This window comes from Pseudoxanthomonas sp. GM95 (genome assembly GCF_900109775.1).
In the GTDB taxonomy this organism is placed as follows: domain Bacteria; phylum Pseudomonadota; class Gammaproteobacteria; order Xanthomonadales; family Xanthomonadaceae; genus Pseudoxanthomonas_A.
Genome location: NZ_FOAX01000001.1, coordinates 1,292,295 through 1,305,843, shown reverse-complemented (window position 1 = coordinate 1,305,843; position 13,549 = coordinate 1,292,295). Strand labels below are relative to the sequence as shown.

Genomic DNA, 13,549 nt, shown 5'->3' with positions numbered 1-13,549 from the left:
CGCTTCGAGACTAGAGCGGCTGGTCCTGTGCCGCGCCGCTGCTGCAGTAGCGATCGTGGAATTCCTGCGCCTGCGGCATCAGCGATTGCAGGCGCGCGATGCGATTGGCTGGATCGGGGTGGGTCGAGGCGAACTCCGGCGGACGCTGGCCGCCGCCCAGCTGCGACATCCGCTCCCACAGCGGGATCGCCTGTTGTGGGTCGTAACAGGCGGCTGCGGCCAGCATCAGGCCGACTTCATCGGCCTGCGATTCATGCCCGCGCCCGTACGGCAACACCACGCCGTACTGCACGCCAGCACCCAGCGCAGCCATCGTCTGCTGGTCAATGCCCGACACGCCGGCGGCCATCTGACCCAACTGCACCAGCTTCTGCTGCGCCATGCGCTGCGAACCGTGGCGCAGCAGCGCGTGGGCGATTTCGTGGCCCATTACCACCGCCAGCGCATCGCGCGTCTGCGCGATCGGGATCAACCCGGTGTAGACGGCGATCTTGCCGCCGGGCAGGCAGAACGCATTGGCCTCGTCGGACTTCAGCACGCTCACCTGCCAGTCGTAGGCCGACAGGTCCGGCGCAGGCTGGTCGTGCAGCTTGGCCAAGTCGGCCGCCACCTGCGGCACGACCTTCACCAGGCGTTGTGCGATCGCGGTGACTTCCTGGCTGGTGGGATCGCTCTGCGGCAGCAGCGCGCCCTGTTGCTGCGCTTCGCCCAGCACCTGCTGGTAGGCCTGCACGCCCAGCTCGGATTCTTCCGACGGCGTGGCGCCGTAATGCGCCGCTTCGCCAGTGTAGGGATCGGTCTTGCGCCCGCCGAACCAAGTGAACGCCGCATAGCCGGCGAAGGCCAGCAGGATCCACCAGCGGATGCCACCGCCGCGACGCCGCTGCATGCTGCTGCCGTAAGCCTGGTTCATGCCCTGTCCTTTAGATGCCGCGCACCACGCGGAAGCCCACGCGCGCGCTGGTCACGTCCGAATCCTGCGAGGAGCGCCACGCCGCCCGGGCCTGCTGCGGCGAACTGGCCCAACCGCCTCCCCGGACCACGCGGGCCCGGCACCCGGGATTGAACCACGCCGCGCCATCGCCCGGGGCGCGCCGGAAGCTGGCATGCCAGCAATCGGCCACCCATTCGCTGACGTTGCCGCCCAGGTCGTACAGCCCCCAGGGGTTGGGCTTGAAGGTGCCCACCGGCGCCGGCCCCCACCAGCCATCGCCATAGCCGACGAAGGCATTGGCCCAATGCCGCCCACTGGGCGAGACATCATTGCCACCAGTCAGGTTGGCCACGCCCTTGGGCGGTGGGCTCTCGTTGCCCCAGGGATAGCGGCCCTGGGTGCCGCCGCGTAGGATGTATTCGAACTCGGCCTCGCTGGCCAGCCGGTAGCCGTGGCCTGTCTGCACGGCCAGCCAGTCGGCATAGGCCTCGGCGTCGCGCACGCTGACGTGCAGCACCGGCATGTCGTCGATGGCCTTGGCGCCCGTGTAGCCCGATTGCCAGTCCACGCCGCTGCGGCGCACGAAGTTGCCGCTGCGCTCGTCGTACACGATCGAATGCCCGCGCCGCGTGGCGCGGGCGCGGTAGTTGGTCGCCTGCACGAAGCGCCGGAATTCGCCGACCGTCACCGGATTGCGCGACACCGCAAAGCCGCGATCGAAGCGCACGTAATGCGCAGGCTGCTCGGCTTCGGCCGCGCCCGGCTCGTCCTCGGCCGCGCCCATGCGGAACGCGCCATGCGGCACCACCACCATCGTCGGCGCGCGACCACCATCCTTGAGCCCGTCGGTAAAGGCCTGGCCGGGGCGGAACAAGCCGTAATGCGTGGCCAGGTCGATGCGCTGGCGCAGGTCGGCGGCCACCGCGTCGCCAGGCAGCGCGATGCGTAGCGCCGCGGCCAGCTTCTCGCGCGCGTCCTTGAGGCCGAGCGGTGTGACCAGCTCGGCCACGGCGGCGTCGCGTAGCGCGGCGATCTGGCGCGCGCGTTCGTGCTCGATGCGCGTATAGGCATCGTCCACCGTCGGCGCGTCCTCGCGCACCCCATTGGCAAAGCCCATCCAGCGCGCGGCACCGTCGAAGTCGCCGGCCTGCGCGGCGTCTTCGGCGTGGCGGATGAAGGCGCTCTCGGTCGCGGCCAGGCCCTGCGTGGCGCGCGACTGGCCCGGCGCCAGTTCCAGCACGGCGTGGAAGGTCTCCAGCGCGCCGGAGGCCTCGCCTTCGCCCAGCAGGCCCTGGCGCAGCTGGCTTTCGCCGGTGGCGTTGAGGCGGGCCAGCTGTTCGGCCAGATCGACCTTGCTCAGGTAAGGATCGGTACGCGCGTCGGCGGGGATCACGGTGCGCAGCACCGCGGCGATCCGCACCGCGCGGGCCAGCGCCTGCGGATCGTCCTCGGCCAGGCCCACTGCCCGGTTGCCCTGGGCCAGCAGCGCGGTGGCGGCGCGTGCCAGGCCACGCGTGGCGATCGTGTCTTTCGGGTCCAGGCGCAACAGGGCCAGGTACAGCGGAATAGCATCACGCGGCTGTTCGAACAGATCGCCCTCGCGCAGGGCGGCGGCCGCATCGCGGCGCGCGGCGCGCACGCCATCGGCGCTGAGCTGCACCTGCGGCGCGTCCCAGTTGAGGCCGGCATCGGCCGAGGTATCGCCGCTGACCGTGACGCTGGGCGTGCGCGCGGCGGGCGCGGGCACGGCCGGCGCCGCGTCGGGCTTCACCGACGGCGCGGGCGCGGGCGGTGGTTCACCGCAGCCCGCCAGGAGCAGCATCAGCAGGGCTGGAACGATGCGCCGCAAACTTCCTCCAATCTCAGGTCGCCGGGCAGCCGGCGGGCAAAGGACGTTAGGCTATTGTCGCCCGCGCCGGCAAACCGCGCTGGCGATTCCCCGCTTTCATCGAAGAGACCTGCGTGCCCATCTGGATCGACTCCCCCGACGCGCTGCGTGCGCACCTGCAGCAGCTGCCCGCCTGGGTGGGCATGGACACCGAATTCATCCGCGAGAAGACCTTCTGGCCGCAGCTGGCGCTGGTCCAGATCGCCATTGGCGACACCACCTTGCTGGTCGATCCGCTGGTGCCGGGTATGAACGAAGCCCTGGCGCCGCTGCTATCCAACCCCGACGTGGTCAAGGTGATGCACAGCGCCAGCGAAGACCTGGTCGCGCTGGGCTGGGCCTGCGGCGTGCAGCCTTCGCCGTTGTTCGATACCCAGATCGCCGCGGCGCTGGCCGGCGTCGGTGGTGGCATGGGCTACCAGAAGCTGGTCGCCGAGATCACCGGCATCACCCTGGCCAAGGGCGAGACCCGCTCGGACTGGCTGCGCCGGCCGCTGTCGGCCTCGCAGCTCGAATACGCCGCCGATGACGTCACCCATCTCGGCGCGATCTACGACGCCCTCACCGCCAAACTGGACGCGCTGGGCCGCAGTGCCTGGCTGGCCAACGACTGCGCACGCATGGTGGCCCAGGCCGGCGATGCCGGTGGCGAACGCTGGCCGCACCTGTCGATGCGCAGCGCGCAGTTCCTTGATGCGCACGCCCAGCACCTGCTGCTACGCCTGCTGCGCTGGCGCGAGGTGCAGGCACGCAACAGCGACCGGCCCAAAAGCTGGATCCTGGACAACGAGCTGGCCGCCACCCTCGCCCGCAACCCGCCGGCCACGCGCGAAGCGCTGGGCCGCTGGCTCGAGCAGCAGCCCAAGGCGCCCAAGAAGCTGGCCGACGCGATCTGGGACGCCCTGTCCACGCCGCTGGAAGACGAAGCCAACGCGCCGCTGGCCAAGGCCACCGACCAGGACAAGCAGCGCCTGAAGAAGCTGCAGGACGCGGTCTCGGCCAAGTCCGCCGAGCTGGGCCTGCCCGACGGCATCCTGGCTTCGCGCCGTTGGCTGGAAGCGCTGATGGATCGCGGCGAATGGCCGGCCGCGCTGTCCGGCTGGCGCCGCGAGCAGCTCGAACCGGTGCTCTCGCCGCTGCTGGCACCAGCCCGCTGAGCCCTGCGGGAAGCGGTCACGCCGCTTCCCGTCAAAATTGTCATGTAACCGCTTTCACCGAACCCGGCGACAGGCTACGCTGCGACGTCGCACGACTTTCGGCCCGGCGCGCAGCGGCTCATCCGCTGCCGGCCATTGGGAGGCGCGACAGCCCTGTCGCCCTCGGAGAGTCGGATGCAGCACCTGTCGCGCACTGCCCTTGCCACCTGCCTGGCCGCCCTGATCGGGCTGACGACGGCGCCCATCGGATCCGCCCAGACCACGGGCACCGCGGCCAGCGATCGCGCCGCGGACTACGTGGTCAACGATCCGCAGGCCGATTTTGAACGGCGCATCGTCGATATCCCGATGCGCGACGGGGTCAAGCTGCACACCATCATCCTGATCCCCAAAGGCGCGCACCACGCGCCGATGCTGCTCACCCGCACGCCCTACGACGCCGAGGGCATGACCAACCAGGCCAAGAGCAACCAGCTCAGCGCGGTGCTGCAGGGCTACGACAACTTCCCCGAGCTGTTCAACAAGGATGGCTACATCCGCGTGGTCCAGGACATCCGCGGCAAGTACGGCTCGGAAGGCGACTACGTGATGAACCGGCCGCAGGTCGGCCCGCTCAACGACAGCACCGTCGACCATTCCACCGATACCTGGGACACCATCGACTGGCTGGTCAAGCACGTGCCGGAGAGCAACGCCAAGGTCGGCATCCTGGGCATTTCCTACGATGGCTTCACCAGCCTGATGGCGCTGTTCCATCCGCACCCGGCGCTGAAGGTGGCCATCCCGATGAACCCGATGGTCGATGGCTGGATGGGCGACGACTGGTTCCATCACGGCGCCTTCCGCCAGATCGGCCTGCCCTACATCTACGACCAGGTGAACTCGCGCGGCAACACCCTCAACTGGGTGAACACCATGACCGACGAGTACGACTTCTACCTCAAGGCTGGCGCCGCCGGCGTGCTGGGCAAGTCACGCGGGATGGACCAGAACGGCTTCTTCCGTAAGCTGCTGGCGTACCCGGCCTACGACGCGTTCTGGCAGGAACAGGCGGTCGACAAACTGCTCGCAAAAGAGCCGCTCAAGGTGCCGGTGATGCTGGTCCACGGCCTGTGGGACCAGGAGGACATCTACGGCGCGATGGCCGTCTACAACGCGATCGAACCCAAGGACACCGGCAACGACAAGGTGTTCCTGGTGATGGGCCCGTGGAACCACGGTGGCCAGCGCGAGGACGGCAGCAAGCTGGGCGATATCCAGTTCGGCAGCGATACCGCGGCCAGCTTCCGCAAGGATGTGCTGCGGCCGTTCCTGGACCATTACCTGATGGATGACGCGCCGCCGATGCAGGTCGCGCCGGTCACCGTGTTCCGCACCGGCGAGAACCACTGGGAACATCTCAAGGCCTGGCCGCTGGGCTGCGCCAAGGGCTGTAGCATCAAGCCTGCGTCGCTTTACCTGGAAGACGGCGGCAGCGCGAGTTTCACCGCGCAGGCCACGCCGGGCAGCGCCGAATACCTGTCCGATCCGGCCAAGCCGGTGCCGTTCCTGCCACGCCCGATCGCCGACCAGGGGTACGACAACAATCCCTGGCCGCACTGGCTGGTCACCGACCAGCGCGAAGCGTCCTCGCGCCCGGACGTGCTGACCTTCGTCACCGACGTCCTGACCCAGCCGCTGCGCATCAGCGGCGTGCCCAAGGTCAACCTGACCCTGTCCACGACCGGCACCGATGGCGACTTCGTGGTGAAGCTGATCGACGTCTATCCCGACGTCACCCCGGCCGATCCGAAGATGGGCGGCTACCAGCTGATGGTCTCGGCCGACATTCTGCGCGGCCGCTATCGCGACAGCTTCGCGCATCCCAGCGCGATCCCGGCCAACACGCCGGTCGGCATCGGCTTCAACCTGCCCAATGCCAACCACACCTTCCTGCCCGGGCATCGGGTGATGGTGCAGGTGCAGTCGACCTGGTTCCCGCTGTACGACCGCAATCCGCAGACCTATGTGGACAACATCTTCCTGGCCCAGCCGCAGGACTACCGCAAGGCCACCATCACGGTGAAGCTGGGCGGCAGCGATGGCAGCGCCGTGGTGTTGCCCGTCGTCAGCGGTGCTGGCGCGAGCGAATGAGCGCAGCGAGACTCGCATTCCAGCCGATCTCTAGCCCGGTGCATCGGCGCGTGCCGGATCACCTTTCCCTATCCTGACGCGCCTGTCGTCCGCCCCATCCCTGCAGCGCCCTGCTTATGCATTCCGACGTTTCCTCCAGCGATGACCTACGCCTGCTGCGCGGCAATGACGGGCTCCGCCTGGACCGCTATGACCTGAAGATCCTGCGCATCCTCTCCACCGATGCGCGGATCACCAAGTCCAGCCTGGCCGAGCAGATCAACCTGTCGATCACCCCGGCCTGGGAGCGCGTGCGCAAGCTGGAAGCGGCCGGCCTGATCCGCGGCTATCGCGCGATCATCGACTGGCAGCGCATGTTCCGCAGCAGCCAGGTGCTGGTGCAGATCGTACTGGGCCACCACACCGCGCACTCCATGCGCAGCTTCGCCCAGCGCATGTGCGATGCGCCAGAAGTGGCCTTCTGCTACGCCACCGGCGGCGGCATCGACTTCATCGCGATGATCCAGTGCCGCGACATCGAGCACTACCAGACCTTCATGGAAGGCCTGCTGCAGGAAGACCTGGGCATCGAGCGCTACTACACCTACGTCGTGACCAAGGCCGTCAAGGCGCCGACCGATGGCGCGGCGTTCGATCCGGCAGCGCTGCCTTCCTGAGTCTTCGCACTGAGCGTCTACACGCCGGTGCTTTGTGACGCTTCTGTGAGCGATCTCCCACAGTGACCTGAGCCGTCCAAACCAGTCCCACCGCGGAAGGCCAACATGCAACCGAGCAATCGATCGCAGTTATTTTCATGAAAGACATGTTGCCCAAACATTAAGAGAACCAGCGCACACCCATGCGGTAAAGCGCTTCCAAATAAGCAAAGCAAGGCCTCGTAACGACCGCGTTGAAAGGGTTTCAGGATTTGGCACGAATCCTGTTTAAAGCCCAGTGACCCCAATCCCGGCGGAGGTAGATCCGCCAAGGCGCCCATGCGCGAGTCGACTGAAGTCTTCGCACGCCACAACCTGTTCGACCTGTGCCAGCAACTCCAGGTCTGCGACCTGCAACTGATCGTGCTGGACGGTCCCGGCCCGCACCTGGACCTGCACCAGTGCCGCGTGGGCGAGCTGTCGGCCGTCACCTGCACCATGGGCTTTCGCTCGCGCGCCAGCTTTGCCCTGCCCGATGGCTGGTGCATGTTGATGTACGTGCATGCGGTTGGCAGCGACACCAGCTGGTACCAGGGCACCACCTTGAGCGAAGGGCAGCTGCTCACCCTGCTGCCGGGCATGCCCAACGAAATGGTGCTGGAACCAGGCACGATCGTGACCCATCTGTTGATCCGCACCGAGCTGCTCGCGCCTTATTGCGGCGGCCTCTCGCGCCAGCACCTGCCGGCGATCATCGCCACCACGCCCGAGCATCCGATCCACGCGCGCTATCGCAGCCTGGACCGCAGCCTGCGCCAGGCCGCTGACGCCGTCACCACGCAGGAACTGAAAGCCATCGCGCGCGCCCATGCCGAAGCCGTAGCGGCCGCCAGCCCGCTGGACAAGATCATCGCCAGCCACGCGCGCCGGGTGCGCTACATCTCCTTCCGCCAGGCCGAGGACTTTGCGCGCGGCCACATGCGCGAGGAGATCTACATCAAGGACCTGTGCAGCGCCGCCGGCATCAGTCCGCGCACGCTGCAGAACGTGTTCTTCGAGTTCGCCGGCATCTCGCCCAATCGCTACCTATCGGCACTGCGCCTGTCGGCGGCCTGCTGCAGCCTGTCCGCGCCCGACGGTGGACGGCGCTCGATCAGTTCGGTGGCGATGAACTGCGGCATCTGGGACATGTCGCGCTTCTCGGCCGGCTATCGCCGCGCCTTCGGCGAGCTGCCGCGCGATACGCAGAACCATCGTCGCGCCGCCTGAGGGCGGCGTTTCGTGCGGTGGCATTGCGCCATCGCGCAACGCAAAGGCCCGCCATCCGGCGGGCTTTTGTTTTGATCTGGGGCAACCACGCGCGCACCGATCAGGACTGCGCGGTGGCCTGCTCTGCCTGTAGCACCGCACTGAGCGAGCGCGCCAACTCCCTGGCCAGCGCCGTCACGTCGGCGATGGCCGCCGCATCGAGCGCGGCCGGCGCGATGTCCAGCGCGAACAGCGTGCCGAAGAATTCGCCGTCCTCCAGGATCAACGGCACCGAGATATAGCTTTCGAAGCCATACAGCGCCGGCGTTGGATGCGTGGCGAAGCGCTTGTCGGTACTGGCCTGATTGAAGGTCACGACCTGGCCGTGGCCGCGGATCTCGTTGCAGATGGTCGACTCCAACAGCAGGTCCTGCCCTGGATGCAGGCCGAAGTTGAGCAGGTCGTGGACGGCCAGCGCAGTCCAGCGCTTGTCGGCAATGCGGGCGATGGCGACGAACCGCATCCCGGTGATTGCTGCGACTCGCTCCAGGGTGTGCTGCATGCCCGGCGTCTGCGCCACGTGCCGGACTTCCTCCTGCCTGAAATCCGTTGCATCCGCGTCGCCGGTCGGCACGGGCGCGCCGGCCGGCAACGCACTGCCGGCCGCCAGCAGGCGCTGGCAACGGACATTCACCAGGAAGACCACGTCCTGCAACAGCGCAGGCAGCAAGCGAAGTTCCACGCTGCCGGCCACCGACGCGATCGTGGCACCGACCAGGCGCAGGTCCGCCACCTGGCGCTGGGAAACGCGTCGCGCGGCCTCCTGCAGGAAGCACTGGCGCCATTCCACCGCAGGAATCCCGTCGAGCATGGCCACCAGCACATCGCCCTGCTGCCCTCGCCCCTGCGCCATCGGCGACGGCAGGTCGAAGCCCACGATCTGCGGGTGCGTCAGTCCTAAGGTGAGGCGGGCTTGATCGAAGGACACGTCAGGTTCCCAGGTACGGCGGCCGATCGGTTCCGCATCATGCGCCGCGCCATGACGGCGTGCCAGCACGCCGGTCCCGCGCTGCGTCGAGGGTAATGGCGCTTTCCAGCAGGCGAACTTGGGCAATGCCGGCGCGCACATCTGGCAAAGGATCCGGGTGTCCGCGCCATCGGCTTATGCGGCGCTACGACCATCGACGTCCACAGCCGCCAGATCCTGGCTGAGCGTGCCGCCGATCAGGCCGGCCAGTTCGACGATCTCGCCGACCAGCGCGTCGGTCACCATTCGCGGCTCCGGGTCCAGAGCGCACAGTGTGCCGAACATCTCGCCGCTCTCCAGATAGATCGGCACCGAGACGTGGCTTTCGAATCCGTAGAGCGCCGGCAATGGATGCGAGGCAAAACGCGGATCGGCGCTGGCATGGCTGAAGGCCACGACCTGGCGGTGCTTGCGCACTTCGTTGCAGATCGTCTTCTCAATCACCAGGTCATCGCCCGGCTTCAGGCCGAACTGCCAGCGATCCAGCACCGCCAGCGCGGTCCAGCGGCTTTCGGTCACCCGCGCCACCGCGGCGAAGCGCATGCCGGTCATGTGCAGCACCTGCTCCAGCACGTCGTTGAGGCCCGGCACCAACAACGCAACCTGTTCAACCTCGCGCGCCCGGTCCTGCGCCCCGGACTGCCCCTGTTCCTGCTCGCTCATTTCGATGCCTTGTTCGCGGCTTGCGCGCCATGGTCGCGCAACTGGCGGCGGCGCGTCACGGCGAAAAACCTGCGTCACAGATCGGGCCTGCGCCGGGTTTCGGGCATGCAATGGGAGCCGCATCCCGGCGCGACATGACCTGCGGAAAGCGGCAACAAAAAAAGCCGCCCGAAGGCGGCTTCTTGAAAGTGGTGGAGCCAAGGAGGATCGAACTCCTGACCTCGTCGATGCGAACGACGCGCTCTCCCAGCTGAGCTATGGCCCCGTGCCTGCGATTCTACCGGCCGTTGCCGGCGCTTGCCAACTTTCCTGGCCTGCTTAGAGCACGATCGGGCGCAGCTTGCCCTGGTGCAGCTCCAGCGTGCGGTCCAGGCGCGCGGCCAGACGGCGGTCGTGGGTGACCAGCACCAGGCTGGTCTTCTGCGCGCGGTTGAGCTCCAGCATCAGGTCGAACACCGTCGCGGCAGTCTTCTCGTCCAGGTTGCCGGTGGGCTCGTCGCCGAGCACGCAGGCAGGCCGATTGACCAGGGCACGGGCCACGGCCGCGCGCTGGCGCTCACCGCCGGAGAGCTCGCCCGGCTTGTGCTCCAGGCGATGCCCCAGGCCGACCTGCTCCAGCAGCGCCGCGGCGCGCTGTTTGGCAGTGGCCATGTCCTGGCCGCCCAGGGCGACGGGCATCATCACGTTTTCCAGCGCGGTGAACTCGGGCAGCAGGTGGTGGAACTGGTAGACGAAGCCCAGCGCCCGGTTGCGCAGCTGGCCACGCGCCGAGTTGGACAGCTTGGACATCTGCTGCCCGGCCACGAACACCTCGCCCGAGGTCGGCGTATCCAGTCCACCCAGCAGGTGCAACAGCGTGCTCTTGCCGGCGCCGGAAGCACCGACGATGGCGACGGTCTCGCCGGCCTCGACCGCCAGCTCCAGCCCGTCGAACACCGGCGTCTTCATCTTGCCTTCGGCGTAGGTCTTGGCCAGCGCTTCAGCGCGGATCACGGTGCCGTCGGCGTGTGGGGTCATGTCATTCATAGCGCAGGGCCTCGGCCGGATCGGTACGCGCCGCGCGCCACGCCGGGTACAGCGTGGCCAGGAAACTCATGCCCAGCGCGATGAAAGCAATCAGCACGATCTCGTGCGGGTTGAGGTCGTACGGCAGGCCGGTGATGTAGTACACGTCCGACGGCAGCAGCGTCACCTTGAACACATGCTCGATCAGCTCGAGGATGCGCTCCAGGTTCATGGTCAGGGTGAGACCGCCGATCACGCCGGCCACCGTGCCGATCACACCAATCAGCGTGCCCTGCACCATGAACACCTGCATCACCCCGCGCGGGGTCAGGCCCAGCGTGCGCAGGATGGCGATGTCGGCCTGCTTGTCGGTCACCAGCATCACCTGCGAGGAGACCAGGTTGAAGGCACCCATCGCGATGATCAGCGACAGCAGGATGCCCATCACCGTCTTCTCCATCTTCAGCGACTGGTAGAGGTTGGCATTCTCACTGGTCCAGTCGCTGATGCGATACGGATAAGGCCCGAGCTGCTGCAGGCGTCCGGCCAGGTCGCGCGCGACCTGCCAGGACTGGTTCATGTCGTGCAGCATCAGGCGCACGCCGCTGACCCCGCTGCCCATGCGCTTGAGCGCCTGCATGTCCTGCATATGGACGAAGGCCATGCCCTTGTCCACGTCGTTGTAGCCCACGGTAAAGATGCCGGTAACGGTAAAGCGCTTGGCGCGTGGGATCGCGCCCATCGGCGTGCTAGTCATCTCGGTGGTCGCCACGTTGACCGTGTCGCCCACGCGCACCCCCAGCCACACCGCCAGCTCGCTGCCCAGCAGGATGTTGAACTTGCCAGGCTGCAGCGTGTCGATCGAGCCGGCGTCCATCTTCTGGGCCAGTACCGAGACGTGCTCTTCCTGGTCCGGCACGATGCCGCGCACCAACGCGCCCTGTCCCTGCTCGGCCGCGCCGGTCATCAGCGCCTCGCTGTCCACGTACGGCGCGGCGCCCGCCACGCGCGGATCTTCCAGCGCCATCTTCACCGCGAGCGGCCAGTCCTGCATCGGCTGGCCGGCCGCGCTGACGGTGGCGTGCGCGGTCATCTGCAGCAGGCGATCACGGATCTCGCGCTGGAAACCGCTCATCACCGACAGCGTGGTGATCAGCACGGTCACGCCCAGGGCGATGCCGAGGATCGAGGCCAGCGAGATGAAGGAGATGAAGCCGTTGCGCCGCTTGGCGCGCAGGTAACGCAGGCCGATGGCGACAGGAATGGGTTTGAACATTGCGCCCTGCAATGAAAGAGTCAGGCCCGGAAGCGACCTGTTGGCCCGCTATGGTGCCATCGCCGCCATCGTGGCGCACAGCGCGGCATCGCCTGCGGCCAGACGCAGTTCACGTCGCTGGCGTGCATCAAGCGTATCGGGCCACCAGGCCAAGTGGCCGCGCCGGCCCTGCACGTCTTGCCAGGCCAGGAAGGCCAGCGGCCCGCGCCATTGCAGCGCGCAACGCACCAGCGCGATGCCATCCAGCATCGGCGACGCATCTCCGCCCGGGATCACCAGGATGCGCGCGGGTTGCCGGCCATACCGACGCAGTGCATGGCCAGCGAACCCCAACACCGGCACCGCCAGCACACCTGCCATCCAGGCCGGAAGCGCGCTGCCGAACAGCGACACTACCGACAGCACACCCAGCAAGATCAGCATGCCGCGCACCCAGCGCGACGGACGCCACTCAAGCCGGCAGCTGGCGGATCCTTTCCATGAGCTGTGCGAGCGCGGCATCGGGGCATTCCTCGTAGCCCATGAACCAGCGCCAGAGCTTATCGTCCTCGCATTCGAGCAGCTGTAGGAAAACCGCCCGCTGCGCTTCGGAATCGGTCGCCCAGGCGCGGTCCAGATAGCGCTCGAACAGCTGGTCCAGCTCGCGCATGCCGCGGCGGCAGCGCCAGCGCAGGCGCTTGATGACCGGATCGAAGATGGGTTCGGCAGCGTCGCTCATGCGGAAAGTCCCAGAAGGTGGAAAGCAAAACGCCCTCCAGCGGAGGGCGCGTTGCGTGCAGCATCAGGCGTGATCAGGCCGCGCGGGCCAGCATCAGCTTCTTGATCTCGGCGATCGCCTTGGCCGGGTTCAGGCCCTTCGGACAGGTGCGCGCGCAGTTCATGATGGTGTGGCAGCGGTAGAGCTTGAACGGATCTTCCAGATCGTCCAGGCGCGCACCGGTGTCCTCGTCGCGCGAGTCGATGATCCAGCGATAGGCCTGCAGCAGGATCGCCGGGCCCAGGTAACGCTCGCCGTTCCACCAGTAACTCGGGCAGCTGGTGGAGCAGCACGCGCACAGGATGCACTCGTACAGGCCGTCGATCTTCTTGCGGTCTTCCGGCGACTGCAGGCGCTCACGATCCGGCGCCGGGGTCTGCGTGCGCAGCCAGGGCTTGATCGAGGCGTACTGCGCGTAGAAGTGGGTCAGGTCCGGCACCAGGTCCTTGATGACGTCCATGTGCGGCAGCGGATAGATCGGGACCTCGCCCTTGCCGCACTCCTCGATGGCCTTGGTGCAGGCCAGCGTGTTGGTGCCGCTGATGTTCATCGCGCACGAACCGCAGATGCCCTCGCGGCACGAACGGCGGAAGGTCAGGGTTGGATCGATCTCGTTCTTGATCTTGATCAGCGCGTCCAAGACCATCGGACCGCACTTATCCAGGTCGATCTCGTAGGAATCGGTGCGCGGATTCTTGTCCTCGTCCGGGTTCCAGCGGTAGATCTTGAAGGTGCGCGTGTTCTTCGCGCCCTGGGCAGGGTAATGCTTGCCCTTGCCGATCTTGGAATTCTTGGGGAGTGCAAACTCAGCCATGGCCTAGGTCCG

At 67.3% G+C, this 13,549-nt stretch carries 13 protein-coding genes and 1 tRNA gene; 4 read left to right on the top strand and 10 right to left on the bottom strand.

All coding sequences use genetic code 11. From position 1 onward, the window contains the following. Positions 1–10: 10 nt before the first annotated feature. On the bottom strand, positions 11–913 hold the full coding sequence (locus BMZ17_RS06230) for a M48 family metallopeptidase (RefSeq protein ID WP_093137226.1): 903 nt from the start codon (positions 911–913) through the stop codon (positions 11–13). A gap of 10 nt (positions 914–923) precedes the next feature. Further along, positions 924–2,756 carry a formylglycine-generating enzyme family protein gene (locus tag BMZ17_RS06225; protein WP_093137224.1) on the bottom strand — a complete coding sequence of 611 codons (1,833 nt, stop codon included), beginning with the start codon at positions 2,754–2,756 and terminating at the stop codon, positions 924–926. 140 nt (positions 2,757–2,896) lie between these two features. Here BMZ17_RS06225 and rnd point away from each other — a divergent pair, with 140 nt between their 5' ends. The 4 genes from rnd to BMZ17_RS06205 all read left to right on the top strand — a co-directional run bounded on the left by rnd (position 2,897) and on the right by BMZ17_RS06205 (position 8,016). Further along, on the top strand, positions 2,897–3,979 hold the full coding sequence (gene rnd, locus BMZ17_RS06220; protein ID WP_093137222.1) for a ribonuclease D: 1,083 nt from the start codon (positions 2,897–2,899) through the stop codon (positions 3,977–3,979). A gap of 174 nt (positions 3,980–4,153) precedes the next feature. Then, positions 4,154–6,112: a CocE/NonD family hydrolase gene (locus tag BMZ17_RS06215; protein ID WP_093137220.1), complete on the top strand. Its 1,959-nt coding sequence runs from the start codon at positions 4,154–4,156 to the stop codon at positions 6,110–6,112. Between the two features lie 116 nt (positions 6,113–6,228). Next, a complete protein-coding gene (locus tag BMZ17_RS06210; protein WP_093137218.1) occupies positions 6,229–6,768 on the top strand; it encodes an Lrp/AsnC family transcriptional regulator in 540 nt (179 codons plus the stop codon). A gap of 318 nt (positions 6,769–7,086) precedes the next feature. Further along, positions 7,087–8,016: a helix-turn-helix transcriptional regulator gene (locus tag BMZ17_RS06205; RefSeq protein ID WP_093137216.1), complete on the top strand. Its 930-nt coding sequence runs from the start codon at positions 7,087–7,089 to the stop codon at positions 8,014–8,016. Between the two features lie 100 nt (positions 8,017–8,116). Here the strand turns inward: BMZ17_RS06205 and BMZ17_RS06200 are convergent, their stop codons facing one another. From BMZ17_RS06200 to BMZ17_RS06165, 8 genes are all read right to left on the bottom strand, one after another. After that, on the bottom strand, positions 8,117–8,983 hold the full coding sequence (locus tag BMZ17_RS06200; protein ID WP_254775191.1) for a GAF domain-containing protein: 867 nt from the start codon (positions 8,981–8,983) through the stop codon (positions 8,117–8,119). Positions 8,984–9,157: 174 nt separating this feature from the next. Further along, positions 9,158–9,685, bottom strand: a complete 528-nt coding sequence (locus BMZ17_RS06195) for a GAF domain-containing protein (RefSeq protein ID WP_093137214.1) — start codon at positions 9,683–9,685, stop codon at positions 9,158–9,160. A gap of 189 nt (positions 9,686–9,874) precedes the next feature. After that, a tRNA-Ala gene (locus tag BMZ17_RS06190) sits at positions 9,875–9,950 on the bottom strand. A 53-nt stretch (positions 9,951–10,003) separates the two neighbouring features. After that, entirely contained in the window at positions 10,004–10,711 is a 708-nt protein-coding gene (lolD, locus tag BMZ17_RS06185) for a lipoprotein-releasing ABC transporter ATP-binding protein LolD (protein WP_175485483.1), read from the bottom strand. Beyond that, positions 10,704–11,966, bottom strand: coding sequence for a lipoprotein-releasing ABC transporter permease subunit (locus BMZ17_RS06180; RefSeq protein WP_093137210.1), 1,263 nt, complete (start codon positions 11,964–11,966; stop codon positions 10,704–10,706). The genes lolD and BMZ17_RS06180 overlap by 8 nt, the downstream gene beginning before the upstream one ends. Positions 11,967–12,014: 48 nt before the next feature. Beyond that, positions 12,015–12,389, bottom strand: a complete 375-nt coding sequence (locus tag BMZ17_RS06175) for a hypothetical protein (protein WP_254775190.1) — start codon at positions 12,387–12,389, stop codon at positions 12,015–12,017. Between the two features lie 28 nt (positions 12,390–12,417). Beyond that, positions 12,418–12,684 carry an FAD assembly factor SdhE gene (locus BMZ17_RS06170; protein WP_093137205.1) on the bottom strand — a complete coding sequence of 89 codons (267 nt, stop codon included), beginning with the start codon at positions 12,682–12,684 and terminating at the stop codon, positions 12,418–12,420. 73 nt (positions 12,685–12,757) lie between these two features. Further along, positions 12,758–13,537: a succinate dehydrogenase iron-sulfur subunit gene (locus tag BMZ17_RS06165; RefSeq protein ID WP_093137201.1), complete on the bottom strand. Its 780-nt coding sequence runs from the start codon at positions 13,535–13,537 to the stop codon at positions 12,758–12,760. Between the last annotated feature and the right edge of the window lie 12 nt (positions 13,538–13,549).